24 protein-coding genes are annotated in these 21,615 nt (G+C 38.6%); 17 read left to right on the top strand and 7 right to left on the bottom strand.

Features of this window, described 5'->3' with window-relative positions:
* Positions 1–152 precede the first annotated feature (152 nt).
* The 5 genes from ACG94X_RS08735 to ACG94X_RS08715 all read left to right on the top strand — a co-directional run bounded on the left by ACG94X_RS08735 (position 153) and on the right by ACG94X_RS08715 (position 6,565).
* Positions 153–686, top strand: a complete 534-nt coding sequence (locus tag ACG94X_RS08735; protein WP_419383334.1) for an LPS-assembly lipoprotein LptE — start codon at positions 153–155, stop codon at positions 684–686.
* A gap of 6 nt (positions 687–692) precedes the next feature.
* Entirely contained in the window at positions 693–1,682 is a 990-nt protein-coding gene (gene holA / locus ACG94X_RS08730; protein ID WP_419383333.1) for a DNA polymerase III subunit delta, read from the top strand.
* Between the two features lie 113 nt (positions 1,683–1,795).
* Positions 1,796–3,142 carry a MacA family efflux pump subunit gene (locus tag ACG94X_RS08725; RefSeq protein WP_419383332.1) on the top strand — a complete coding sequence of 449 codons (1,347 nt, stop codon included), beginning with the start codon at positions 1,796–1,798 and terminating at the stop codon, positions 3,140–3,142.
* 2 nt (positions 3,143–3,144) lie between these two features.
* Positions 3,145–5,136 (top strand): MacB family efflux pump subunit, encoded by a 1,992-nt coding sequence (locus ACG94X_RS08720; protein ID WP_419383331.1) that lies wholly within the window; start codon positions 3,145–3,147, stop codon positions 5,134–5,136.
* Positions 5,137–5,161: 25 nt separating this feature from the next.
* Positions 5,162–6,565 carry an efflux transporter outer membrane subunit gene (locus ACG94X_RS08715; protein WP_419383330.1) on the top strand — a complete coding sequence of 468 codons (1,404 nt, stop codon included), beginning with the start codon at positions 5,162–5,164 and terminating at the stop codon, positions 6,563–6,565.
* A gap of 176 nt (positions 6,566–6,741) precedes the next feature.
* Here the strand turns inward: ACG94X_RS08715 and ACG94X_RS08710 are convergent, their stop codons facing one another.
* The 3 genes from ACG94X_RS08710 to orn all read right to left on the bottom strand — a co-directional run bounded on the left by ACG94X_RS08710 (position 6,742) and on the right by orn (position 9,203).
* Positions 6,742–7,545 carry an enoyl-ACP reductase FabI gene (locus ACG94X_RS08710; RefSeq protein ID WP_419383368.1) on the bottom strand — a complete coding sequence of 268 codons (804 nt, stop codon included), beginning with the start codon at positions 7,543–7,545 and terminating at the stop codon, positions 6,742–6,744.
* Between the two features lie 168 nt (positions 7,546–7,713).
* On the bottom strand, positions 7,714–8,448 hold the full coding sequence (locus ACG94X_RS08705) for a Bax inhibitor-1/YccA family protein (protein WP_419383329.1): 735 nt from the start codon (positions 8,446–8,448) through the stop codon (positions 7,714–7,716).
* 197 nt (positions 8,449–8,645) lie between these two features.
* Positions 8,646–9,203, bottom strand: a complete 558-nt coding sequence (gene orn, locus ACG94X_RS08700; protein WP_419383328.1) for an oligoribonuclease — start codon at positions 9,201–9,203, stop codon at positions 8,646–8,648.
* A 122-nt stretch (positions 9,204–9,325) separates the two neighbouring features.
* On the opposite strand from orn, the gene rsgA reads away from it, so the two are divergent.
* The 5 genes from rsgA (at position 9,326) to ACG94X_RS08675 (ending at position 12,292) form a co-directional block, all read left to right on the top strand.
* Positions 9,326–10,384 (top strand): ribosome small subunit-dependent GTPase A, encoded by a 1,059-nt coding sequence (gene rsgA, locus ACG94X_RS08695; protein ID WP_419383327.1) that lies wholly within the window; start codon positions 9,326–9,328, stop codon positions 10,382–10,384.
* A gap of 91 nt (positions 10,385–10,475) precedes the next feature.
* Positions 10,476–10,886 (top strand): rhodanese-like domain-containing protein, encoded by a 411-nt coding sequence (locus ACG94X_RS08690; protein ID WP_419383326.1) that lies wholly within the window; start codon positions 10,476–10,478, stop codon positions 10,884–10,886.
* A 16-nt stretch (positions 10,887–10,902) separates the two neighbouring features.
* Positions 10,903–11,160: a glutaredoxin 3 gene (grxC, locus tag ACG94X_RS08685; RefSeq protein ID WP_419383325.1), complete on the top strand. Its 258-nt coding sequence runs from the start codon at positions 10,903–10,905 to the stop codon at positions 11,158–11,160.
* Between the two features lie 27 nt (positions 11,161–11,187).
* Positions 11,188–11,649, top strand: a complete 462-nt coding sequence (secB, locus tag ACG94X_RS08680; RefSeq protein ID WP_419383324.1) for a protein-export chaperone SecB — start codon at positions 11,188–11,190, stop codon at positions 11,647–11,649.
* Between the two features lie 145 nt (positions 11,650–11,794).
* Positions 11,795–12,292 carry a metal-dependent hydrolase gene (locus ACG94X_RS08675; protein WP_419383323.1) on the top strand — a complete coding sequence of 166 codons (498 nt, stop codon included), beginning with the start codon at positions 11,795–11,797 and terminating at the stop codon, positions 12,290–12,292.
* Positions 12,293–12,364: 72 nt separating this feature from the next.
* Here the strand turns inward: ACG94X_RS08675 and ACG94X_RS08670 are convergent, their stop codons facing one another.
* Both ACG94X_RS08670 and coaBC read right to left on the bottom strand, forming a co-directional pair.
* Complete coding sequence (locus tag ACG94X_RS08670; protein ID WP_419383322.1) at positions 12,365–12,739, bottom strand: cytochrome b562; 375 nt, start codon at positions 12,737–12,739, stop codon at positions 12,365–12,367.
* A gap of 204 nt (positions 12,740–12,943) precedes the next feature.
* A complete protein-coding gene (gene coaBC, locus ACG94X_RS08665) occupies positions 12,944–14,209 on the bottom strand; it encodes a bifunctional phosphopantothenoylcysteine decarboxylase/phosphopantothenate--cysteine ligase CoaBC (RefSeq protein ID WP_419383321.1) in 1,266 nt (421 codons plus the stop codon).
* 115 nt (positions 14,210–14,324) lie between these two features.
* On the opposite strand from coaBC, the gene radC reads away from it, so the two are divergent.
* Positions 14,325–15,062, top strand: coding sequence for a RadC family protein (gene radC, locus ACG94X_RS08660; protein ID WP_419383320.1), 738 nt, complete (start codon positions 14,325–14,327; stop codon positions 15,060–15,062).
* Positions 15,063–15,100: 38 nt separating this feature from the next.
* On the top strand, positions 15,101–16,012 hold the full coding sequence (locus ACG94X_RS08655; protein ID WP_419383319.1) for a bestrophin family protein: 912 nt from the start codon (positions 15,101–15,103) through the stop codon (positions 16,010–16,012).
* Between the two features lie 128 nt (positions 16,013–16,140).
* Here ACG94X_RS08655 and ACG94X_RS08650 read toward each other — a convergent pair whose 3' ends face one another.
* Positions 16,141–16,992, bottom strand: coding sequence for a PHP domain-containing protein (locus ACG94X_RS08650; protein WP_419383318.1), 852 nt, complete (start codon positions 16,990–16,992; stop codon positions 16,141–16,143).
* Positions 16,993–17,036: 44 nt separating this feature from the next.
* On the opposite strand from ACG94X_RS08650, the gene ACG94X_RS08645 reads away from it, so the two are divergent.
* Genes ACG94X_RS08645 through mnmC form a run of 4 tightly spaced genes read left to right on the top strand, consistent with a single transcriptional unit; the run spans position 17,037 to position 20,468 of the window.
* Positions 17,037–17,651, top strand: a complete 615-nt coding sequence (locus tag ACG94X_RS08645; RefSeq protein WP_419383317.1) for a septation protein IspZ — start codon at positions 17,037–17,039, stop codon at positions 17,649–17,651.
* Between the two features lie 26 nt (positions 17,652–17,677).
* Positions 17,678–17,980, top strand: a complete 303-nt coding sequence (locus ACG94X_RS08640) for a YciI family protein (RefSeq protein ID WP_419383316.1) — start codon at positions 17,678–17,680, stop codon at positions 17,978–17,980.
* 4 nt (positions 17,981–17,984) lie between these two features.
* Positions 17,985–18,518, top strand: a complete 534-nt coding sequence (locus tag ACG94X_RS08635; protein WP_419383315.1) for an SH3 domain-containing protein — start codon at positions 17,985–17,987, stop codon at positions 18,516–18,518.
* A 54-nt stretch (positions 18,519–18,572) separates the two neighbouring features.
* Entirely contained in the window at positions 18,573–20,468 is a 1,896-nt protein-coding gene (gene mnmC / locus ACG94X_RS08630) for a bifunctional tRNA (5-methylaminomethyl-2-thiouridine)(34)-methyltransferase MnmC2/FAD-dependent 5-carboxymethylaminomethyl-2-thiouridine(34) oxidoreductase MnmC1 (RefSeq protein WP_419383314.1), read from the top strand.
* A gap of 229 nt (positions 20,469–20,697) precedes the next feature.
* On the opposite strand, the gene ACG94X_RS08625 is transcribed toward mnmC, so the two are convergent.
* Positions 20,698–21,012, bottom strand: a complete 315-nt coding sequence (locus ACG94X_RS08625; protein WP_419383313.1) for a rhodanese-like domain-containing protein — start codon at positions 21,010–21,012, stop codon at positions 20,698–20,700.
* Positions 21,013–21,103: 91 nt separating this feature from the next.
* Between ACG94X_RS08625 and ACG94X_RS08620 the strand changes: the two genes are divergently transcribed.
* The gene (locus tag ACG94X_RS08620) at positions 21,104–21,592 is read left to right on the top strand and encodes a YajQ family cyclic di-GMP-binding protein (RefSeq protein ID WP_419383312.1); all 489 of its coding nucleotides are present in this window, start codon (positions 21,104–21,106) and stop codon (positions 21,590–21,592) included.
* Positions 21,593–21,615: the final 23 nt, after the last annotated feature.

Below are 21,615 nucleotides of genomic sequence, written 5' to 3'. Positions count from 1 at the left end.
TCCCCTGCCCCCTCTTTAAAAGAGGGGAATTTAAAGCAATAAACAAAACCCAAACAAAGCCCGTTGTTATTCAACGGGCTTTGATTCTAAAATATCGTGAATTTATAAAGATTAAATATTCCATTACTTTGGAATATCAAAGAGGATAAAGCATGCACTTAGTTCAACGTGTTGCAGCGGTTGTATTAACATTGGGTTTAAGTGCCGGCTTAGTCGGCTGTGGGTTTCATTTAAAGGGAACCAATGTACAAGCAACGCCTTTGGTTTATACAAAATTAAACCTGCAACTTCCTCAAAACACTGAAGATCTAGAAAGAAAACTCAGCGTGTATTTAACTGCAGCTGGCGTACAACTGAGCAATGCCAATGATGCATATGTATTACGTGTGCTCGATTACAAACCCGTTCGTCATGAGTTGAATGGTAAATTGGTTGAAACCTTATTGCGTCTATCCGTCACATTCCAGATTGAAGATCGACAAGGGAATCCAGTCACAGAGCCACGTACTTTAACGGCTTCTCGTAGTTATCAATATGATGTTGCAACCGTAAATACAGATGATCAGCAATATAAATATCTTAGTCAGATTTTGATTGATGATATTGCACAACAAATGACACGTCAAATTGCAGCCAATCGCTTACCTAAAGCTAAATTCATCCCCACTCAACCTGTAGCACAATAATATTTTATGAAACTTGACTATTTACAAGCACTCAAACGCGTCGATGAAGCTCGTGGCGTTTGGATTTTACATGGTCAAGAACCTCTTTTAGAGCAAAATGTTTTAGATGCATTGCGTAAAAGTTGGACAAAGCATGAAGTTGAGCGACAACGCTATGATTTAAATAGTGTTTCAGACTGGAAAACGGTCTTTAATGCCCTGAATAGCTTGTCGCTTTTTTCACAAAATCTCGCAATTGAAGTACATGGTAATATCAAACCTGATGCCAATGGGTTAAAGCAACTTAAGCACTATATTCAACACAATGAACAAAATTTGCTTTTGGTGATTATGCCAAAGCAAGATTCAAATAGTCTTAAATCTAGTTTTTTCCAACTTGTTGAAGCAAATGGCGTTGTTGTGCCACTTACAGCCAACTATCCGCAAGATCGCCAACGAATTTTATCCAATGAAGCAGATCAATTGGGCATTCAACTCAATCAAGATGCATGGGTCTGGCTCGAACAGCATCATGAACATAATTTATTAGCTGCTAAAAATAGTTTGATGCGCGTTGCAGATACATTTTCAGATCAAAAACTGATTGGTATTGAACATTTACAAGAATGTTTACAAGATCAGTCTCGTTATAGCACTTTTGATCTCAGTGATGCGCTCATTTCAGGAAATCTGGCTTTATCGATTAAAATTTTCCAATATTTGGAAGAGTCTGGAGAACCCAATAGCTTGATTTTGTGGACGATCAGTAAAGAAATGCGTCTTTTGATGCAGTTATATGAACAACCGCAAAATGCCTTACAACTCGGTATTTGGAAAAATAAAATTTCTATTTACCAACAATCACTTAGACGATTAAATCCACATGCTTTTTTAAATTGGCCGGAACTTTTATTGCGTGTTGATGCCGCAATTAAAGGTTTAAGCAAAGAAAAACCTGAATATTTAATTCAGCAATGTATTGCGGAGCTTTGTGGGAAAAGACTTTTTGCTTTTTAACATAATGAATACTAATTTAGAATAATTCTCATTTTTATTTAAAAAAATCCACGTTTTATCCTTATTTAATCATTATAATTTGATCAATTTTCATATCATTCTAAATTTTCACTATGACTAAAATAAAACCGGCTAAAGCCATTATTATAGCGGTCTGTCTCGCACTTATTGCTGCAGCAGCTTGGTATTTTTTCAAACCTAAAAATCAACAACCTCAATACATCACCGCAGAAGTTACTCGTGGTGATATTGAAGATTCTGTACTCGCAACAGGTGACTTAGAAGCAACCAAAATGGTCAGCGTAGGTGCGCAGGTTTCAGGTCAGGTCAAAAAAATGTATGTGAAATTGGGGGATCAGGTAAAACAAGGTCAACTGATTGCACAAATTGATTCGGTCAAACAAGAAAATGAATTGAAGACAACCGAAGCCAGTATTAAAAATCAACAAGCTCAACTGGCGACGAAACAAGCCAATTTAGCCAAAACAGAAGCTGAATATAACCGCCAAAAAATTATGTATGCACAAGATGCGACTTCACGTGCTGAATATGAAAGTGCTTTGGCTGCATTTAAAACATCACAAGCAGATATTCTTGCGATGAATGCACAAATTGAGCAGTCTCGTTTAACACAAGCAACTGCGAAAGAAGATTTAGGCTATACCCAAATTGTTGCACCTATGGATGGAACAGTGGTTGCGATTGTGACTGAAGAAGGTCAAACCGTTAATGCCAACCAAAGTGCGCCAACCATTGTCAAATTAGCAAAACTAGACACCATGACTATTAAAGCTCAGATTTCTGAAGCAGATGTCATGAAAGTTCAAGAAGGTCAAAAAGTATATTTCACGACACTTGGTGATAGTGAGAAAAAACGTTATGCGACTTTGCATCAAGTTGAACCTGCACCTGAATCCATTAACACAGATACAAGCAGTAACTCGTCCTCATCTTCAAGTTCTGCAATTTATTACAATGCTTTATTTGATGTTCCAAATGAAGATGGCAAGTTACGCATCGATATGACGGCTCAGGTATACATCATTTTAAATGAAGTAAACAATGTCTTAACTGTTCCCTCTTCTGCATTACAAAGTTCAAATCGTAAAGCTTCATCGAACAGATCTGGTGCGCAATCTGGTCAAAAAAAATCTGATCAATCATCTGCTAATGTAGAGAAAGGCGATAAAAATCCAAATCGCCCACAACGCTTAGAACTCACTGCAGAAGAAAAAGCATTGGTTGATCAAGGCAAAGCTTCTGTTGCAATCATTCGTGTATTACAAGCAGATGGCACAGCAAAACCGCAACAAATTTTAGTTGGTTTAAATAATCGTGTGACTGCACAAGTAATACGAGGTTTAAAACAAGGGGATCAAATCATTATTGCCGATGGTTCAGATACCTCAAATGATTCTGCAAAACGCAGTAATAAAAACAGTGGACCAATGAGATTCTAAGCATGGATCAGAACGATAATCTAATCAGAGAACCTCTACTTGAGGTGAGCAATCTGATTCGTGAGTTCCCTGCGGGCGAATCTACGATTCAGATTTTAAAAAGCATTAATTTAAAGATTTATGCAGGAGAATTGGTTGCCATTGTCGGGCAATCAGGTTCTGGTAAATCGACATTGATGAACATTTTAGGATGTTTAGATAAACCAACATCGGGTAGTTACAAAGTCAAAGGTCGTGAAACTCGTGAACTTGAACCTGATGAATTGGCGCAATTACGCCGCGAATATTTTGGCTTTATTTTCCAACGCTATCATTTGCTTGGTGATTTAAATGCTGCGGGCAATGTGGAAGTTCCTGCAATTTATGCAGGCATGGATCCCACTGTTCGCCAACAGCGTTCACATGAAATACTGACCGATTTAGGTTTGGGTGAAAAAACCCATAACCGACCAAATCAACTTTCAGGTGGTCAGCAACAGCGTGTTTCTATTGCCCGCGCATTAATGAATGGTGGTGATGTGATTCTTGCCGATGAACCCACCGGTGCATTGGATAAGAATAGTGGCGTAGAAGTGATGCGTATTTTACGCGAGCTGAATGCCAAAGGTCATACCATTATTATCGTTACGCATGATATGAATGTCGCCAAGAATGCGACGCGTATTATTGAAATTAGTGATGGGAACATTATTGCTGATAAACCCAATGTCCCTGAACATGATGACGTAATTGATATTGTGGAAGCAGACGATATTGCACCACAAAAAAAATCTTCTAAATGGCGCTCTACTTTCGACCGCTTTGGTGAAGCATTCCGTATGGCGTTGCTTGCGATGAATGCACATCGCATGCGTACATTCTTAACCATGCTCGGAATTATCATTGGTATTGCTTCTGTGGTCTCCGTAGTCGCACTAGGTAACGGTTCACAAAAGCAAATTTTACAAAATATTAGTAGTTTGGGTACCAATACCATTACCGTTTTCCAAGGTCGTGGTTTTGGTGATAATTCTAAAACAGCACAATTTAAGACTCTCGTTCCCGCCGATGCAGATGCGCTTGCAGAACAGCCTTATGTCGAAGCCGTCAGTCCATCGGTCAATACCAGTTTAACCACACGCTACAAAGATACCGAAGCCACAGCGACAATTAATGGTGTAAGTGAAGATTTCTTTACAGTGAAAGGAATGACTTTTAAAGCTGGACAAAGTTTTGATAAGCATAGTGTGACCACACGTGCGCAAGATGTGGTAATTGACTCCAATACGCAAAAAACCTTCTTTAGTGATGGCACAGATCCTCTAGGTCAAGTCATTCTTTTGGGTAGTGTACCGAGTCGAATCATTGGAGTCATTGATGCACAACAAGGCATGATGGGTAATTCTGATAGTCTAAATGTGTATCTTCCCTACTCTACTGTTATGAGCCGTATGCTCGGTCAAGCCAATGTCCGTAGCATCATTGTCCGTGTAAAAGACACCTACCCAAGTGCTGCCGCAGAAAATGCAATTTTGAATCTGTTAGAACAACGTCACGCTGCACAAGATGTCTTTACTCAAAACTCTGACAGTATTCGTGAAACCATTGAGCAAACTACACAGACTATGACGTTATTGGTCTCTGCAATTGCCGTGATTTCTCTTATCGTAGGTGGTATTGGGGTAATGAATATCATGCTGGTTTCTGTGACAGAACGTACGCAAGAAATTGGGGTGCGGATGGCTGTTGGTGCACGTCAAAGCGATATTCTGCAACAATTCCTGATAGAAGCTATTCTGGTTTGTATTTTAGGCGGCATTTTAGGCGTACTCCTTTCACTGGGTATTGGACAAGTGATTAGCCATGTGGCAAAAGGTACTTTCCAAATGGCGTATTCATCTACTTCAATTATTGCAGCATTTGTCTGCTCAACCTTAATTGGTGTTGTCTTTGGTTTCATCCCCGCTCGTAATGCTGCACGGTTAGATCCTGTTGATGCTTTATCTAGAGAATAATGCCGAGAATATAAGGAAAATTTTCATGCAATTGAATTTAACAAAACTTGCAAGCGCCTTGATTCTTGGCAGTTCATTGGTTGGTTGTGCTGCTGTGGTGAAAACCCCTTATCAAGCCCCTGCTGTGCAAGTTCCAAGTAGCTTTGCTTATAACAATGCGAATCAACAACAAATTCAAGCAAACATGTATGCCGATCAATGGTGGACATTATTTGGTGATAGTCAACTCAATCAATTGGTTGATCAAGTCATTCAAAAAAATGCGGATTTGGCTGTTGCAGGTATTAATTTAAAAACAGCTCGTTTAAAAGCAGGTTTGGCGCAAGATCAGCAAGGAGCACGTGTCAATTCTGGCGTCTCGACTGGGCATAGCTTTGATTTAAATTCAGGTGATGGAACTGCCAAAGGTTTATCTGTTAGTGCAGGTGTTAGCTATGAACTCGACTTATTTGGAAAGCTTGCTCGTCAGACTGAAGCTGCCAAATGGGAAGCTTTAGCAACTGAACAAGATTTGCAAGCCACGGGACAAAGCTTGATTGGTACGACTGCAAATTTATATTGGCAATTGGGTTATTTGAATGAGCGTTATGCTGTAGCACAACAAAGTTTAGCAACCACACAAAAGCTATATGAATTGGTTCGTACGCAATATCGTGCAGGCGCTGTATCTGGTTTAGACCTAACCCAAGCTGAGCAATCTGTACAAAGTCAAAAAGCCAGTTTGAGTCAAATCGAACAGCAATTGGTAGAGACTCGAACTGCTCTAGCTGTATTATTGCAAATCCCTGTTCAGCAATTGAATATCCAAGAACCGCAACGTTTGCCACGTATTAATTTACCAAATATTGCTGCTGGATTACCTGCTGATATTTTGTCACGCCGCCCAGATTTGCAAGCAGCTGAATTACGTTTACGTGAATCTTTAGCCAGTAAAGATGCCACTAAAGCGGGTTATTATCCATCTATGAGTTTGACGGGTTCACTTGGTTCGAGCAGTACATCATTGTCTAATCTTTTACAAAACCCTGCCCTGACTTTAGGTGCGAGTTTAAGCCTGCCGTTTTTACAGTATAACGACATGAAAAAAGATTTGAAGATCAGCGAATTGGATTATGAAAAAGCCATTATTCAATATCGTAATACTTTGTACCAAGCCTTTGCAGATACTGAAAATGCGCTTTCGAGCCGTACTGAGTTAGATAAGCAAGTCGCATTGCAACAACGCAATTTAGAACTCGCTGAAAAGACCGAGCGCTTGACCCAAGTACGCTATAAAAATGGTGCGATTGCACTCAAAAATGTTTTAGATGCCCAAGAGACGACGCGTAATGCACGTTTATCTTTGGTTCAGACTAAACAGAGCCAATACAATGCTTATGTCACTTTGATGCAAGCTTTGGGCGGTAGTCCAATTCAGCAATTGCCTTAATTTTATTTTGAATAAAGTATGAAAGCCCGTAAGGGCTTTCTTATTTTCGGGACGCTTTATAAAACTCTAAACAACCTAAAAATAACGAATGAAATTTATCCATGAATAAAAAAATCGGCAACAATATGCCGATTTTAGTTAACCAAATGAACTGTAAAATGGATGAATAGTAAAACCTATTCGCTATCCATCATTGATGCGCTCATACCGACGGTATTAAAGCCTGCATCAACATATAAAATTTCACCGGTAATACCATTTGCCCACGGCGAGCAAAGGAATAATGCAGCATTACCGACATCTTCAATCGTGACATTACGTTTTAGTGGCGCAATTTTTTCATTAGCATCTAACATTTTACGGAAAGATTTAATACCAGAAGCCGCTAAAGTACGAATCGGGCCTGCCGAAATCGCATTCACACGAATACCTTCCGCGCCAAGACTAGATGCTAAATAACGTACACCCGCTTCCAAAGATGCTTTTGCCATACCCATAACATTGTAATTTGGCATCACAGACTCAGAACCTTGGTAAGTCAATGTCAGCAAACAACCTTGACGTACAAGCAACAACGGTTTTGCAGCTCGAGCCATTGCAACAAAGCTATATGCACTAATATCATGTGCAATTCTAAAACCGTCACGATCCGTTACATCGGTAAAATCACCATCCAATGTATGCGCGGGTGCGAAACCAATTGAATGAACAACACCATCAAGTCCATCCCAATGTTTTGCCAAATCTGCAAAAGTCTGATCAATTTCAGAATCAATCGCTACATCACAAGGAAAAACCAGTTGAGAATCGAATTGTGCTGCAAATTCATCTACACGTTTTTTTAATTTTTCATTTGGATAAGTAAATGCAAGTTCTGCACCTTCACGGTGTAATGCTTGAGCAATACCAAATGCGATAGACAACTTACTCGCAACGCCTGCAATTAAGAAGCGCTTACCTGCCAATAGTCCTTGTGCCATGAAATTCTCACCTGAAAAAGTTTGCATGCATAATGCCAAGACTTTACGCAGAACAAAATTGCATAAAGCATCTTTTTTTAATAGTTTAACAAAAACATAAAAAATCGCGCCTAAAGCGCGATTTTTCGATCCATGATTAAATTTAATTCTGACTAAACTTGATTTAGATTAATCATCACCTTGCAGTAAACCCAACAAACGTAAGAATGAATAATACATCCAAACCAATGTTGCCAATAATGCAATACCACAAAGCCATTCATATGCTTTAGGCGCACGTTGTGCAGCAGCAGATTCAATTAGATCGAAATCTAAAATAAGACTAAATGAAGCAATAACGGCAACAAAAGCAGCAAAACCAATACCTAACCAATTGCTTTCAAATAAATAAGGAATACTTGAACCAAACGCTAAACGCATCACCATCTGTACAAGGAATACAATAAAAATAGCGATAGAAGCAGACATAATCACCGCTTTAAACTTTGCAGTCGCGCGGATGATTTGAAATTTATATAGCCCAAACATCACCAGACTTGTAACAAAAGTTGCCAATAAAGCTTGTAGAGGCACGCCTGGAAACTTCATTTGAAAAATAAATGAAATGCCACCTAAAAATGCACCTTCGAATAATGCATAAGGAATGGCTAAAGTACGTGCTGTATGCGGTTTAAATGCTGTAATGAGACCTAAAATAAGGCTACCAATAACACCAACAATGGTTCCTGCATAAGCAAGCGAACTATTCATTGTTGCGAAACAGTAAATATAAAATGACAAACCAACAACAGCTGCAATCACAGTCAAAATAATTGATTTTTGAACTGCACCCTGCACAGTCATAGGATTACTATAATCCGCATACGTTTCCGCACGCGTTAAAATGGGGTTATTACTTTGCATAATCAATCTCTTTGTAATAATTCAAATATAAAAGGATTTTAAAACGTTTTATGTGCAAACAAATTGAATCGCTTGCTATTTTTTGTAACGAGTCAGCGTTAATCATCACATTCAGTATAACTTAAAAATCCCAATTGCAAAGTGATTAAAAAAGAGGCTATTGAGCCTCTTTTTTAAAATGATCTCACAACGATAAATTAGTCATCATTGGTAATGAAAAAATATTGACGATAATATTTTAGTTCTGCAATCGAATCACGAATATCATCCATTGCCAAATGTGATGCATTTTTCTTTAGACCACTCATAATTTCAGGTCTCCAGCGTTTTGCTAATTCTTTTACAGAAGAGACATCTAAATTACGATAATGGAAAAATTGCTCAAGGTCCGGCATTAAACGATGCATAAAGCGACGATCTTGGCAGATTGAGTTACCGCACATTGGCGAAGATTTAGGGTTAATCCATTTTTTCAAAAATTCTATTGTTTGTTGTTCTGCATCTTGAGCCGTCAATTTACTACGACGAACACGTTCAATCAGGCCTGACTGACCATGTTGCTTAGTGTTCCACTCATCCATTGCATTTAAGATAACATCTGATTGATGCACTGCAAGCACAGGTCCTTCCGCCAAAATATTTAAATGATCATCCGTTACAATCGTTGCAATTTCAATGATCTTGTCATTATCTGTATCTAGACCTGTCATCTCGAGGTCGATCCAAATTAAACGGGTATCTGGAGTGCTGCTCATATAGTGCAATCTTATTAGGCTAATAAAAAAAGAATAGTAGCAAATTTCTGACATCTTCGCTGTAATTCATTCGCCCATCATGCTATTTTTGCCTTCTCATTCTCATGGTTTTTAGGATATGAATGGCTTTAATTCGTAAACGTCGTTTAACTGAACAGCAGCAACGCCGCATTCAGAAACAACATAAAACACGTCAAGAAGAAGTTGACACGTCAAACGATCTTGAAGGTCTGGTGGTTCAACATTATGGACGCCAACTGGAAGTACAAGCCCTTTCTGTTCCTGACCAACATCCCGAAAAACCACAGGTCAAAACGGGTGAGCCTGAACCTTTCTGGAAGCCGATTGAACTCGGAAGCGTATGGCGTTGTCATACTCGAACCAATTTAGAGCTTTTGGTTACTGGCGATAAAGTAAAATGGCAAGCTGACCCGAATACAGGTTTGGGAATTATTACAGCGATTCAGCCACGTCAATCTTTACTGACACGCCCCGATCGTTATCACAAAGTGAAACCCGTAGCTGCAAATATCAGTTTGATTGTCATTGTCATTGCGCCGCTACCAGAACCTGCTCCAACGTTGATTGACCGTTATTTGGTGGCATGTGCAGAAGCAGACATTCCTATTTTACTGGTACTGAATAAATCGGATTTGCTCAAAGAAAATGATCCAATTTTAGATTTGCTTAAAGAATATGAAGACTTAGGCTATGAAGTATTAATCACGCAATCCGAAGGTGATATTAGCGAATTGGTACAGCGAATTGACAATGAAACTGTCGCATTTGTTGGGCAATCTGGTGTAGGTAAAAGTACCCTGATTAACATCATCGTTCCAAACGCTGAACAGAAAACCAATATCATTTCTGAAAATTCTGCACTGGGTCAACACACGACAACATCTACCCGTTTGATCCGTTTTGGTGAAAATGGTGCTTTGATTGATTCACCAGGCATTCGTGAATTTGGACTCTGGCATTTGAGCCTAGAAAAAATTGATGCAGGCTTCCCTGACATTGCAAATTTTTTAGGACATTGCCAATACCGAAATTGTACCCATACGCATGAAACACAGTGTGCGGTTAAAGCTGCCGTTGAAAATGGTGAAGTTTTAGCCAGACGACTGGTCAGTTATTTGCGCTTAATTGAAGAAATCACTGAAGCGCAACAAAAAAGTTAAATTTCTTTAAAGCGAACCTTGAAGCGGTGATTTTGATCACCATCTATATAGGCTATACTCGACGCAATTTTTGAATGTAATTAGGTGACTTGTGGAACGTTGGTTGGAGTTTATGGGGAATCACCCCTTCTTATTTGGTATTTTGGGGATACTCATTGTCTTGTTCTTTATTTTTGAAGGACAGCGTGGTGGTCGCAAAATTTCGCCACAATCACTTGGTATTTTAGTCAAAGCTAAAAATGCAATGTTGGTTGATTTACGTGACGCTAAAGATTTCAATGAAGGTCATGTGAGTGGTAGCCGCAATATTCCATATAGCCAAATTGCAAATCATATTGAAGAGTTAAAATCTGCAGATCGTCCAATCGTATTTATCTGTAACTTGGGTCAAGTAGCAGGTACTGCATTGCAACAAGTCGGTCATGCAGATAGTTATCGTCTTGATGGTGGTATTAGTAATTGGAAAGCCCAAGGCTTGCCATTAGTTAAAGCTAAAAAATAAGCTAAAGGAGCTCAACATGACCGCTGAAGTAAAAGTTTATTCAACAACTTTTTGCCCATATTGCGTCCGTGCAAAATCTCTACTTGAGCGTAAAAGTATTGCTTTTACCGAAATCAATTTAGATCAAGAAGCACCTGAAGTGAAGGTTGAGCTTATGCAAAAAACCAAACAACGCACAGTGCCACAGATTTTTATCAATGATCAATTTATTGGCGGCTTTGACCAGCTTTATGCTTTAGAAAAAGCAGGCAAACTCGACGAATTAATTGGTTAATCACACGAAAAATTGAAGGATTAAATAATGAGTGAAGAACAACAAGCTCAACCGCAACTTGCTTTAGAACGTATTTACGCTAAAGATTTATCTTTTGAAGTACCTGGGGCGAACGTTTTTACTAAAGAATGGCAACCTGAATTGAATATCAATTTGTCTTCTGCTGCAGAAAAAATTGATGACACTCATTTTGAAGTATCTTTAAAAGTTGTTGTTCAAGCGAATAATGCAGGTGATACAGCATTTATTGTAGATGTAACTCAAGCAGGTATTTTCTTGATTGATGGCATCGAAGAGGATCGCCTTCCGTACATCTTAGGTGCATATTGCCCAAATATTTTATTCCCATTCCTACGTGAAGCGGTGAATGAACTTGTCACTAAAGGTAGCTTCCCACAATTACTTCTTACTCCAATCAATTTTGATGCTGAGTTCGAAGCAAATATGGAGCGTGCTCAAGGCGCTGCTGCTGTTGAAGGTCAAGCTTAATCTTTCTAAGTTAAATTTGATCAAAAGACCGCAATTGCGGTCTTTTTTGTTTTTATCCTTTCACAATAAAGTTCACTCAAACTTCACATTACTACTCTAAGCAACTTTCTATAATCATAAATACAAGATTGTAAATTGACTCCACATGCCAATTACACCGCTTCATTTAGGTTTAGGTGCAAGTTGTAAAGCGCTTGGAAATAGAAAATTTAGTTTCCTGATCTTTGCAGGTGCACAAGTTCTCATGGATTTAGAACCATTATTGGGGATAATTCTAGGATGGAAAACTTTACACCTCTACACTCATAATCTCATTGGCGCATTGTTCATCGGGATCATTGCAATCATCATAGGTAAACCGATGAGCGAGATTATATTAAGAACAATTGATCAAGAATCTAAGAGGTATATTACATGGAAAGTTGCTGCTTTTAGTGCCTTCATAGGGAGTTTTAGCCATATTCTACTTGATGCCTTTATGCATGCAGATATGTATCCCTTTTTCCCGTTAAGTAAAAGCCAAATTTTATTGGGCTTAATCCCCTATTCTTATATTTTCTATGGATGTTTGATCGGTTTCATTATTGGTGGAGTTGCTTTCCTTATTCGTGAATTATTATCCACGCCATCCAAATTTAGCTGATCATAAAAAGCTGCACAATAAAAAATCGTTAGCTTTACAGGCTAACGATTTCTAATATTCATAATGTAGCAATTAATGATAAAACTTATGTCCTTGATCACGAACTTCAGCTATTTTCTTACCTTCCATTTGTGCATGGTCTAAATGACCACCTTTGACTAAGGCTTGAGTCTTATCAATTTGAGCTATTAATTGATCATATAGTTGGGTTGATGTTGGGGCTTTAACATCGCCCTTACCTTTTAATTTTACTTTTTTCGCATCATTCGCAGCAACTCGCATATTGTCTAAAGCTTTGTTGGCTTCATCCGCACTTTTGGTTTGATTAAACGCTTTATAATTCTTTGCAAATGTTTTCATATTGTCTTCCAAGCTTGCTGCAAAGCTCATCGAACTCATTGTAAACGTAGAGACAATCATAAGCGTGGCTAAAGTTTTTTTGATCATTGTGATCTTCCTTAAACTGTGGCTGTTTTTGTAATAAAGCAAGGCTATATAATAAAATAGAACTTGATCAACTCAGACTAAAAATCGGATTGCATTCACTGTCCATTTTCATCGTTCAACTTAGTTTAAAATGAAGATAAATAGCAAATAAAAATGCAACAAATTCGTTGCATTTTTATATATGAAAACTGAAAAAATAAACGACTAGATCGGCTCAATTTCATGGTGTAAAGCATCATGAATTGCTTCAACCAATTGCTGTGCAATCTCTTGTTTAGAGGCTTTCTCTAAATCACGTTTTTCCATTTGATATTGTTCAGCAAAAAATACAATCATGGCATTTTGATCCGATGCAAAGCCTATATCTGCACGTGAAACATCATTGCATGCAATCATATCTAGTTTTTTTGCAACCAATTTACCCGCAGCATATTCTTCAACATGACGTGTTTCAGCAGCAAAACCCACCATAAATGGGCGTTTTTCTTGTTTGGCTATCGTCGCAACAATATCTGGATTCTTAATCAAAGAAACATTCAGTTCATCGCCCGCTTTTTTAATCTTATGCTCTGCAACTTCAGCCACACGATAATCTGCAACCGCAGCCGTTGCGATAAAAATATCACAACCTTCTTCGAGTTGATGCAAACTTTCATCCAGCATTTTAATCGCTGATGATACATTGATACGGCGTACACCATTCGGAGTATCTAAACTGACAGGACCTGCCAATAAAGTCACTTTTGCACCTGCGGTATAGCATGCTGCTGCAATCGCAAAACCCATTTTCCCAGTACTATGGTTAGAAATATAACGTACTGGATCAATAGCTTCTCGTGTAGGTCCAGCTGTAATCACGACACGTTTACCCGCAAGTAAACCAAACTTTTCTGCTATCGCACGCTGCGCTTGATGGAAATAATCTTTCACTTGTGCTGCTAAATCTTCGGGTTCCGGCATTCGTCCCAAACCTACATCACCACACGCTTGCGAACCGGCTTCAGGCATGATCACATGCACGCCATCTTCCACGAGCGTGTTTAAATTACGCTGTGTTGGTTTTGCTGCCCACATTTGTTGATTCATTGCAGGAACAACCCAAACAGGGGCTTTGGTCGCTAAATATAACGTGCTGAGTAAATCATCCGCCAAACCTGCAGCGAACTTAGCAATTGTGTCACAACTCGCAGGCGCAACAAGGACTAAGTCTGCCCAGCGAGCCAGCTCAATATGTCCCATACCAGCTTCAGATTCGGGGTCTAATATTTCTGTATGAACGGGATTGCCAGATAAAGCCTGAAAGGTTAATGGCGTAATAAAAGCTTGCGCACCTTTGGTCATCACGACTCGGACATTAAAGCCATAATCTTTCAGACGACGGACGAGAATCGCACTTTTATAAGCAGCAATTCCCCCAGTAACAGCGAGAATAATATTTTTATTAGAAAACACACTGAGATCGAAACTCAAGACTAAGCCACCTTTCTGTTGCAGTGGCGCTCACAATAGCATTAAATAGTGCATCTCCCAAGCAGTTCAGGAGAGAAAAATGACAAGTAAAATAAATTAAAATGTGAAAAAAATAATGAATAACTTAATCAAATCAACGCCTATTAAACAATGGCCCGAACAAGAACGCCCTAGAGAACGATTATTACAACAAGGCGCGCACAGTCTATCTGATGCAGAGCTACTTGCAATTTTTCTACGTTCAGGCTCAAAACAACACTCTGCTGTAGAATTAGCACGGCTATTGATTCTACACTTTGGTAATTTAAACACTGTTTTCGATGCTTCACTGGAAGATTTGCGCCAATTTCATGGCATTGGCGATACCAAATACTCTCAACTCATGGCAGTGAAGGAATTAGGGCGACGTTACTTAAAACACCAACTAAATCAAGGGCTAGATTTAAGTCGTTCAGACCTGATTCGTGATTATTTACGTTATGAACTGATCGGAGAATCTCAAGAAGTCTTTGCTGTACTTTGTTTAGATGGTCAATTACGTAAACTCAGTTTTAAAAAATTATTTTATGGTTCAATCAATTATTGCAATATTTCGATAAACCAATTGCTCCGATATGCTATTCAAAAACAAGCGACTTACATCATTATCACTCACAATCACCCCAAAGGTTTTGCTAAACCTTCACGTGAAGATTACGATTTAACGCAAGACATCTTTAGAGCTTGTCAATTAATGGAAATTAAATTATTAGATCACATTATTATTGCAGCCGATCAAAGCTATTCTTTTGCCGAACACGGATTGATTAAATCCAAGACATTCCCACTCCAAGCTGTTGACAACAACCGTTGAAGCGGTGAAGATTGTTATAAAATTAAAGACCTAAGAACATGATTGTCCGCGATCAAAACGATACCCTTAAATTACTTTTTTCTTGGCGTGGTACGATTCTTCCCAAAGTATTGCCGCCGCTTGGCTTTGTAATGCTGATCTCTGCCATTGTCGGTGGAATAGAATACATTGATTTATATCGCTTTCCTGAACTTCCTTTGGTGGGATTCACCTTAATTGGTGTCGTACTTTCAATTTTTTTAGGTTTTAAGAATACAGCCTGTTATGACCGTTGGTGGGAAGCACGTAAATTGTGGGGAATGCTGATTGCCAATGCTCGTCACTTTGACCGTGACTGCCGCCTATTCCCACAAGGTCGTCGTGAACGAATTATTCAACATGTCATTGTATTTGCAAACTTATTAAGAGATCGACTGCGCCATCAAACAGCCAATCCAGATGCACTTTTACAAACCAGTGGCTTAAGCCAACAAGCTTTAACACAACTTTACCAACAAGCCAATGCACCTCAATACACGCTCAGTTTGATTCAATGGGAACTCATGCAAGCGCTAAAAGAAGGTGAAATTTCCGATATTATTTATGTGCAACTGAATGAGCATGTGAATGAATTAAGCTTGGTTCAAACAGGCTGTGATCGGATTGCGACCACACCATTACCCTTTGCCTATTCTGTTTTACTCAATCGTACTGTGTATTTTTTCTGTTTTATGTTGCCGTTCAGCTTAGGCTCATTACTTGGATTGGCAACACCCTTATTGGTGGGTATTTTAGCTTACACCTTTTTAGGGCTCGACGCTTTAAGCACAGAAATTGAAGAACCTTTTGGCACACAAAGCAATGATTTACCCTTAGACTCTATGGTACGAATGATTGAAATTGAATTATTAGGAACTTTAGGAAAACCGACCCCACCACCCATTCAGGCGCAGGATCATAACTTACTTTAGTTCTAACACTTTGAATGAGTTCTCGCTCTCTAAATTCATTCTCTAAATAAGAAAGCATTCCTTATCCTTTATAAGATAAGAAATGTTTTTCTAGAAAGATAAATGAGTAAAGTATTGAGAATATTCGCTTATTTAAAGCTTTCCCAAATCCCCACTTGCCCTTCTTTCACTCTGGGAATATTTCCCAATTTAATCCAAGGCATATTATCGCCATGAAAATCACTTCCCACAGAAACTTTTAATCCAAATTGTTCAATCATACGATCGACCATTTGGCGAGTGGAAGCACTTTCAATTGAAGGTGGAAGTTCTATCGCATCACCGCCGTATTGGGCAAAAATTTCAACCAAATAACGAATGTTCGTTGCAGACAAATCATAGCGTGTCGGATGTGCTAACACCGCGAAACCCTGACTTTCATGAATCACTTGAATCGTTTCTTGCAAACCTAAGCCATCAAATTTGACATAAGCTTTTTTGCCTTCTTTGATGTATTTATCAAAAGCTTGTTGTGCACGATGCACAATTCCTTTCTCTACCAAAGTTTTAGCAATGTGCGTTCGGGTAACTCTATCTGGCTCACCATCTACTTTAGCCAAGACATCTGCATAAATATCTTGATTGATCAAAGGAATGAGTAAATCACAAATTTGTTTAGAACGTTGCGCTCTAACTTTCTTTTGCTCAATCAAAAGTCTTTGTAATGGTTCAGGATTTTGCATATTCAGTGCCACAATATGCACACCGTAACTTTTATTTGTCGTCGGTCTAGACCACTGACTTGAGATTTCCACACCTGAGATGATTTGAATTGGTTGATTTTTTGCAACTTCTTCAGCTTGCATTAAGCCATCCATGCTATCGTGGTCAGTCAATGCAAGCGTACGAATGCCTTTCTCGATGGCAGCATGAACCAGTAACTCTGGAGTCATAGTTCCATCAGAAATATTGCTATGAGTATGTAAATCTACGCCTTGCATCTTTTATACTATCCCATTCACTTGAACAGACTAGATACTTTAACATGAAAGCACTCTTAGACTTTGTGCCCCTCATAATTTTCTTTTATTTGTATAAAACGGTCGATCCTAAGAATACCGATCATCCATTATTACAATTGATCGGATCGGCTGGTGGCGTTAACAATAATAATATACTGGTTGCAACCACGGGATTGATCATTTCAATGCTGGTTGTTTACGGTGCGTTATTTGTCTTCCAGAAATTCCGTTTAGATAAACAACAGTGGTTTGTTCTATTTATGACCGTGATTTTTGGTGGCATTACCTTAATGCTGAGTGATGATTTTTACATTCGCCTTAAAGCTGCAATTCTAAATCTCGCTTTCGCAGGTGCATTTCTACTTTCTCCATATTTTGGTAAAGATAAAAAGCCTTTAATTAAAAGATTATTCGGACCTGTTTTAAACTTAACTGAAAAAGGTTGGAAGAATCTGAACTATGCTTGGGCTGCAATGTTCATTGTGATGTCTTGCTTACATGTTTTCTTCGCATTTTTATTTGCAGGTGGAAAATATTGGGGCGAATTTACAGCTTTTGGTGACATGATCGTGATGTTTTCCTTTATCATTATCCAGTTTATTATTTTGCGTAAACACTTTAAGTCTACAGATGAATAATGTGTTTAGCCGATTAGAGAAGTGAAATGCCTTTATTTTTAATTACCTGTACCGACAATGAAAGTACGGTTGAAAAACGCCTTGCAACACGTCCACAACATTTAGCACGCTTAGAAAAATTAGATGCGGAAGGACGCGTGATTCTTGCAGGTGCAATGCCTAAAGATCGTGAGAATCCTCAGGCTGGCTTCTATGGCAGCACCATGATTCTAGACTTTGAAAGTCGTGAAGCATTGGATGAATGGTTGCAAGATGAGCCTTTCTTAAAAGAAGGCATCTATGGTCAGATTGACGTTAAACCATTCAATAAAGCATTGCCAAAAGGATAACAAGATGCGTGTTGTAGTCCAAAGCTTACTTGGCTTCACTTTACTCGGTTCGTCACTACTTTTATCACATACAGTATCGGCTGAACCTACCCAGACAACTGCTGCAACTGCGCAAGCAACGACTGCAACACCGCCTTCTCCATCGAATCAAGCTATTACGCCACCGAAACCCAGTATCATCTCTGCTGGTGCAAGTGCGAATAGTAGTGTTCAAAATCAAACGCAGACTCAAGAAAACAAACCATTAACAGCTGAGCAAATTGCCAAAGAAAAAGCATCTCAAGATGCTAAAGTGAAAGCGATGGTCAAAGACCAAGCGACTCGCTTACAACAACTCGAAAAGGCCAATTTAGATGCATTAACGCAAAACCAAGAATTACAATTAAAAAATGATAACTTGGGTGTACAAGTTCAAGTGTTACAAAGTGAACAAAGTGCGCAAATGTTTTTATATGGCGCTGCAACCATTGCTGTTGGTGTCATGCTCGGTTTTTTAATCGCAAGTTATATCTATACCAAACGCCGTCGTCAGTGGTAAGCCACTGACTGCGTTCTCTCTCATATCTATTGATATTCATAAAGGTAAACCACCTTGTCGAAAGCCATTCAAACTGCCGATTTAGATTGGCAATGTATTGATGGAATTGAAGTTCCAATTTCCAAACACTTTGGTGATGTCTATTTTTCTAGGGACAATGGGCTACTCGAATCTCAACACGTTTTTTTGAATGGTAATGACCTTAAAACACGACTTGAAAATTTAAACGATTTTGAATATTTCTGCGTAGGTGAAACGGGTTTTGGTACAGGACTCAATATTCTGGCGCTATGGCAACTTTGGCAACACATCCGCCCGAATAATCAGAGTCATTTGCATGTAATCACTATAGAAAAATTTCCACTTTCAAAAGAAGATTTAACCCGTTCACTCGATGTATGGACAGAGCTTAATCCAATTGCAAAACAACTACTTGCACAATATCCGTTGCCAATAGCAGGCTGTCAGCGTCTAAATTTTCCAGAAGAACGCTTTTCTATTGATCTGTGGTTAGGCGATGCGCAAGATGTTCTTCCCAGCATTCCTAAAACCCACCCAATTAATGCTTGGTTCTTAGATGGCTTTTCACCTGCTTGTAACCCAGACATTTGGTCTGAAAATGTCTTAAATCATATTATTCGCTTGTCAGATATTGGGACAACATTTTCATCATTTAGTGTTGCAGGTGTGCTTAAAAGAGGCTTAACACAACATGGTATTTCAATTTCACGCCCACGAGGTTTTGGACATAAAAATGAAATGCTTAAAGCTGTGTGGAATGCGCCTGAGCAACTCAAAAATACTGAGTTAAAATCATCCGCTATTTTTAGACAACGTCAAATTGCGATTATCGGTGCAGGTATCGCTGGTTTAAATTGTGCATGGGTATTTGCTCAACGTGGGCATCAAGTGATGATTTACGACCAATCAGCACCATTGGCTGGCGCTTCTGGCAATCCTTTAGCATTACTCAATCCAAAACTAAGCCCAATCGAGCAAAGTTCAGAACATTTAATGACTTTGTCATGGCAGTTTGCACTGAATCATTATCAAAAATTTAAAGCCTTTCGCCCAATTTCCGTCAATCAATTGGTGCAAAAAGATCCTCAAGAATCTTTAGATTTAGCACATCAATATTCTCAGACAGTATTTGAATATCAAACAGCTGCACAACTTAAACTGACAACACAGTTTGACAACTTAAAACTCAAACATGCAGGTGCAATTTACCCACAACAACTTTGTGATCAAGTTCTTGACCATCCATTAATTCATTTTCAACAGGCAGAAATTTCAGATTGCTTGAAGCTTGAAAATAGTCAGATTCAAATTTTGAATCATATTAAAGAAGAAATCGGGACTTTTGACCACGTTGTTGTATGTTGTGCAGGTGCAAGTAAAAACTTTTTCTCATATTTTCCTCGTTTAAGACCGATTCGTGGACAAGTCAGTTGGTTGGAAAATGTGGGGCATACCTTAGACCAGCAACAAGCCTATAGTTTTGGGGGATATTGCATGCAATTGGATACTCAGCGTTTAATTATCGGTGCATCATTTTATCCTGAACGTGAGGATTCCGAGGTTTTGTTGGAAGACCATGTTCATAACTATGATCTTATCCACAGTGCCTTTCCTGAATATGCAGAATCTTTAGCACATCCAAGTGAATGGCAAGGTCGAGCTTCGGTTCGCTCACAAACTTTAGATTACTTTCCTGTGATTGGACAAGTAGATGATGACCAAGAGCTCTATACCTTTTCTGGCTTAGGTTCTAAAGGTTTTCTCTTTGCGCCACTGTGTAGTGAAATCTTAGCTGCTTTGGTTTTAAAAGAGGCATGCCCCATTCCACAAGATCTCTTGAACAAACTCCGCCCAACACGTGGTAAAAAGAAAGTTAGAATCAAAAAGCCCTATTATCAAGCGCCTATAGATAAAGCAATTTTAGATTAGGTCTAATTTGTGTGATGATAAAAATCACATTGCAAACATCAAACTATATAAATATGCATTTATATTCAGCAGCATAGAATTTGACGATGTAAATTTTTTTTGACCACAGATGAAAAAGTATAAGTGTTAAAACTTCACCTTGATTTTTGAATAAACTAGCTTTTGTTCAGACATGTTTTATTTTCTAACTTTTTATTTTTATTAAAAAAGCGCCTTACGGCGCTTTTCCTTACGAACCTTGCTCTAAGGATAGACCAGCATCACGCGCAGCGCGTGTACCTCCCATCAATACAACATAATCACGTGAGCTATCTAACTCTTCTAACATATCAGCTGCACGAGGCGCTTTACTTCCGCCACCACATAATATGTAAATGGACTGATCCGAACTCACTTGAGTCAAGCTCTCTGCACTTAAACCATCTAAAGGCTGATGAACAGCACCTTTTATATGACCTTCGGCATAGGCTTTTGCATCACGAACATCCCAGATAATCGCATTTTCTGGGAACTCAAATGTAGTAATTTCTTGTTTACGGATCATTGTGCACTCCTTTGATGTAAACAACGCTTGGCAAATGAAGAAAACACCCCTAGCATCTCAGATATTCTTTCCCTTTGTAAAGGTCTAAACCATGCCATCTTTCGATATTGTTTCAGAATTAGAGATTTTTGAAGTAAATCACTCTGTTCAGAACACTCAAAAGGAAATTGCAACACGCTTTGACTTCCGTGGTCATGACGTTTCAATTGAACTTAGTGAGAAAAATAAAGAAATTAAAATCACAGCTGAAAGTGATTTCCAATGTGAACAAGTATATAGCATGCTTGAAAACCACTTTTTTAAACGTAAAGTAGATATTCAAGCACTTGATCCACAAAAAATGACTGCTTCTGGTAAAAATGTGATTCAAGTGATTAAGCTTAAAGATGGTCTTGACTCAGATACTGCAAAAAAAATTAATAAAGCCATTAAAGAAAGTGGTATCAAAGTGCAATCTTCTATCCAAGGTGACAAAATCCGCGTAACAGATAAAAAGCGCGATACTTTACAACAGGCAATGGCTTTTCTAAAAGAACAACAATTTGGAGTGCCATTGCAGTTTAACAACTTCAAGGACTAAGGTTCATTGAACAACATATAGGA

It is taken from the genome of Acinetobacter psychrotolerans (assembly GCF_048552595.1).
GTDB lineage: Bacteria > Pseudomonadota > Gammaproteobacteria > Pseudomonadales > Moraxellaceae > Acinetobacter.
This window is presented reverse-complemented; position numbering and strand designations above follow the sequence as displayed.

What these genes read in the sequence shown, in the direction of transcription:
- ACG94X_RS08735 (WP_419383334.1), top strand. Translation starts at nt 153, where the DNA reads ATGCACTTAGTTCAACGTGTTGCAGCGGTTGTATTAACATTGGGTTTA.
- ACG94X_RS08620 (WP_419383312.1), top strand. Translation starts at nt 21,104, where the DNA reads ATGCCATCTTTCGATATTGTTTCAGAATTAGAGATTTTTGAAGTAAAT.
- holA (WP_419383333.1), top strand. Translation starts at nt 693, where the DNA reads ATGAAACTTGACTATTTACAAGCACTCAAACGCGTCGATGAAGCTCGT.
- ACG94X_RS08645 (WP_419383317.1), top strand. Translation starts at nt 17,037, where the DNA reads ATGAAAGCACTCTTAGACTTTGTGCCCCTCATAATTTTCTTTTATTTG.
- ACG94X_RS08725 (WP_419383332.1), top strand. Translation starts at nt 1,796, where the DNA reads ATGACTAAAATAAAACCGGCTAAAGCCATTATTATAGCGGTCTGTCTC.
- ACG94X_RS08650 (WP_419383318.1), bottom strand. Translation starts at nt 16,992, where the DNA reads ATGCAAGGCGTAGATTTACATACTCATAGCAATATTTCTGATGGAACT.
- ACG94X_RS08655 (WP_419383319.1), top strand. Translation starts at nt 15,101, where the DNA reads ATGATTGTCCGCGATCAAAACGATACCCTTAAATTACTTTTTTCTTGG.
- ACG94X_RS08640 (WP_419383316.1), top strand. Translation starts at nt 17,678, where the DNA reads ATGCCTTTATTTTTAATTACCTGTACCGACAATGAAAGTACGGTTGAA.
- orn (WP_419383328.1), bottom strand. Translation starts at nt 9,203, where the DNA reads ATGAGCAGCACTCCAGATACCCGTTTAATTTGGATCGACCTCGAGATG.
- radC (WP_419383320.1), top strand. Translation starts at nt 14,325, where the DNA reads ATGAATAACTTAATCAAATCAACGCCTATTAAACAATGGCCCGAACAA.
- rsgA (WP_419383327.1), top strand. Translation starts at nt 9,326, where the DNA reads ATGGCTTTAATTCGTAAACGTCGTTTAACTGAACAGCAGCAACGCCGC.
- ACG94X_RS08635 (WP_419383315.1), top strand. Translation starts at nt 17,985, where the DNA reads ATGCGTGTTGTAGTCCAAAGCTTACTTGGCTTCACTTTACTCGGTTCG.
- ACG94X_RS08705 (WP_419383329.1), bottom strand. Translation starts at nt 8,448, where the DNA reads ATGCAAAGTAATAACCCCATTTTAACGCGTGCGGAAACGTATGCGGAT.
- grxC (WP_419383325.1), top strand. Translation starts at nt 10,903, where the DNA reads ATGACCGCTGAAGTAAAAGTTTATTCAACAACTTTTTGCCCATATTGC.
- ACG94X_RS08720 (WP_419383331.1), top strand. Translation starts at nt 3,145, where the DNA reads ATGGATCAGAACGATAATCTAATCAGAGAACCTCTACTTGAGGTGAGC.
- ACG94X_RS08670 (WP_419383322.1), bottom strand. Translation starts at nt 12,739, where the DNA reads ATGATCAAAAAAACTTTAGCCACGCTTATGATTGTCTCTACGTTTACA.
- ACG94X_RS08715 (WP_419383330.1), top strand. Translation starts at nt 5,162, where the DNA reads ATGCAATTGAATTTAACAAAACTTGCAAGCGCCTTGATTCTTGGCAGT.
- secB (WP_419383324.1), top strand. Translation starts at nt 11,188, where the DNA reads ATGAGTGAAGAACAACAAGCTCAACCGCAACTTGCTTTAGAACGTATT.
- ACG94X_RS08625 (WP_419383313.1), bottom strand. Translation starts at nt 21,012, where the DNA reads ATGATCCGTAAACAAGAAATTACTACATTTGAGTTCCCAGAAAATGCG.
- ACG94X_RS08710 (WP_419383368.1), bottom strand. Translation starts at nt 7,545, where the DNA reads ATGGCACAAGGACTATTGGCAGGTAAGCGCTTCTTAATTGCAGGCGTT.
- ACG94X_RS08675 (WP_419383323.1), top strand. Translation starts at nt 11,795, where the DNA reads ATGCCAATTACACCGCTTCATTTAGGTTTAGGTGCAAGTTGTAAAGCG.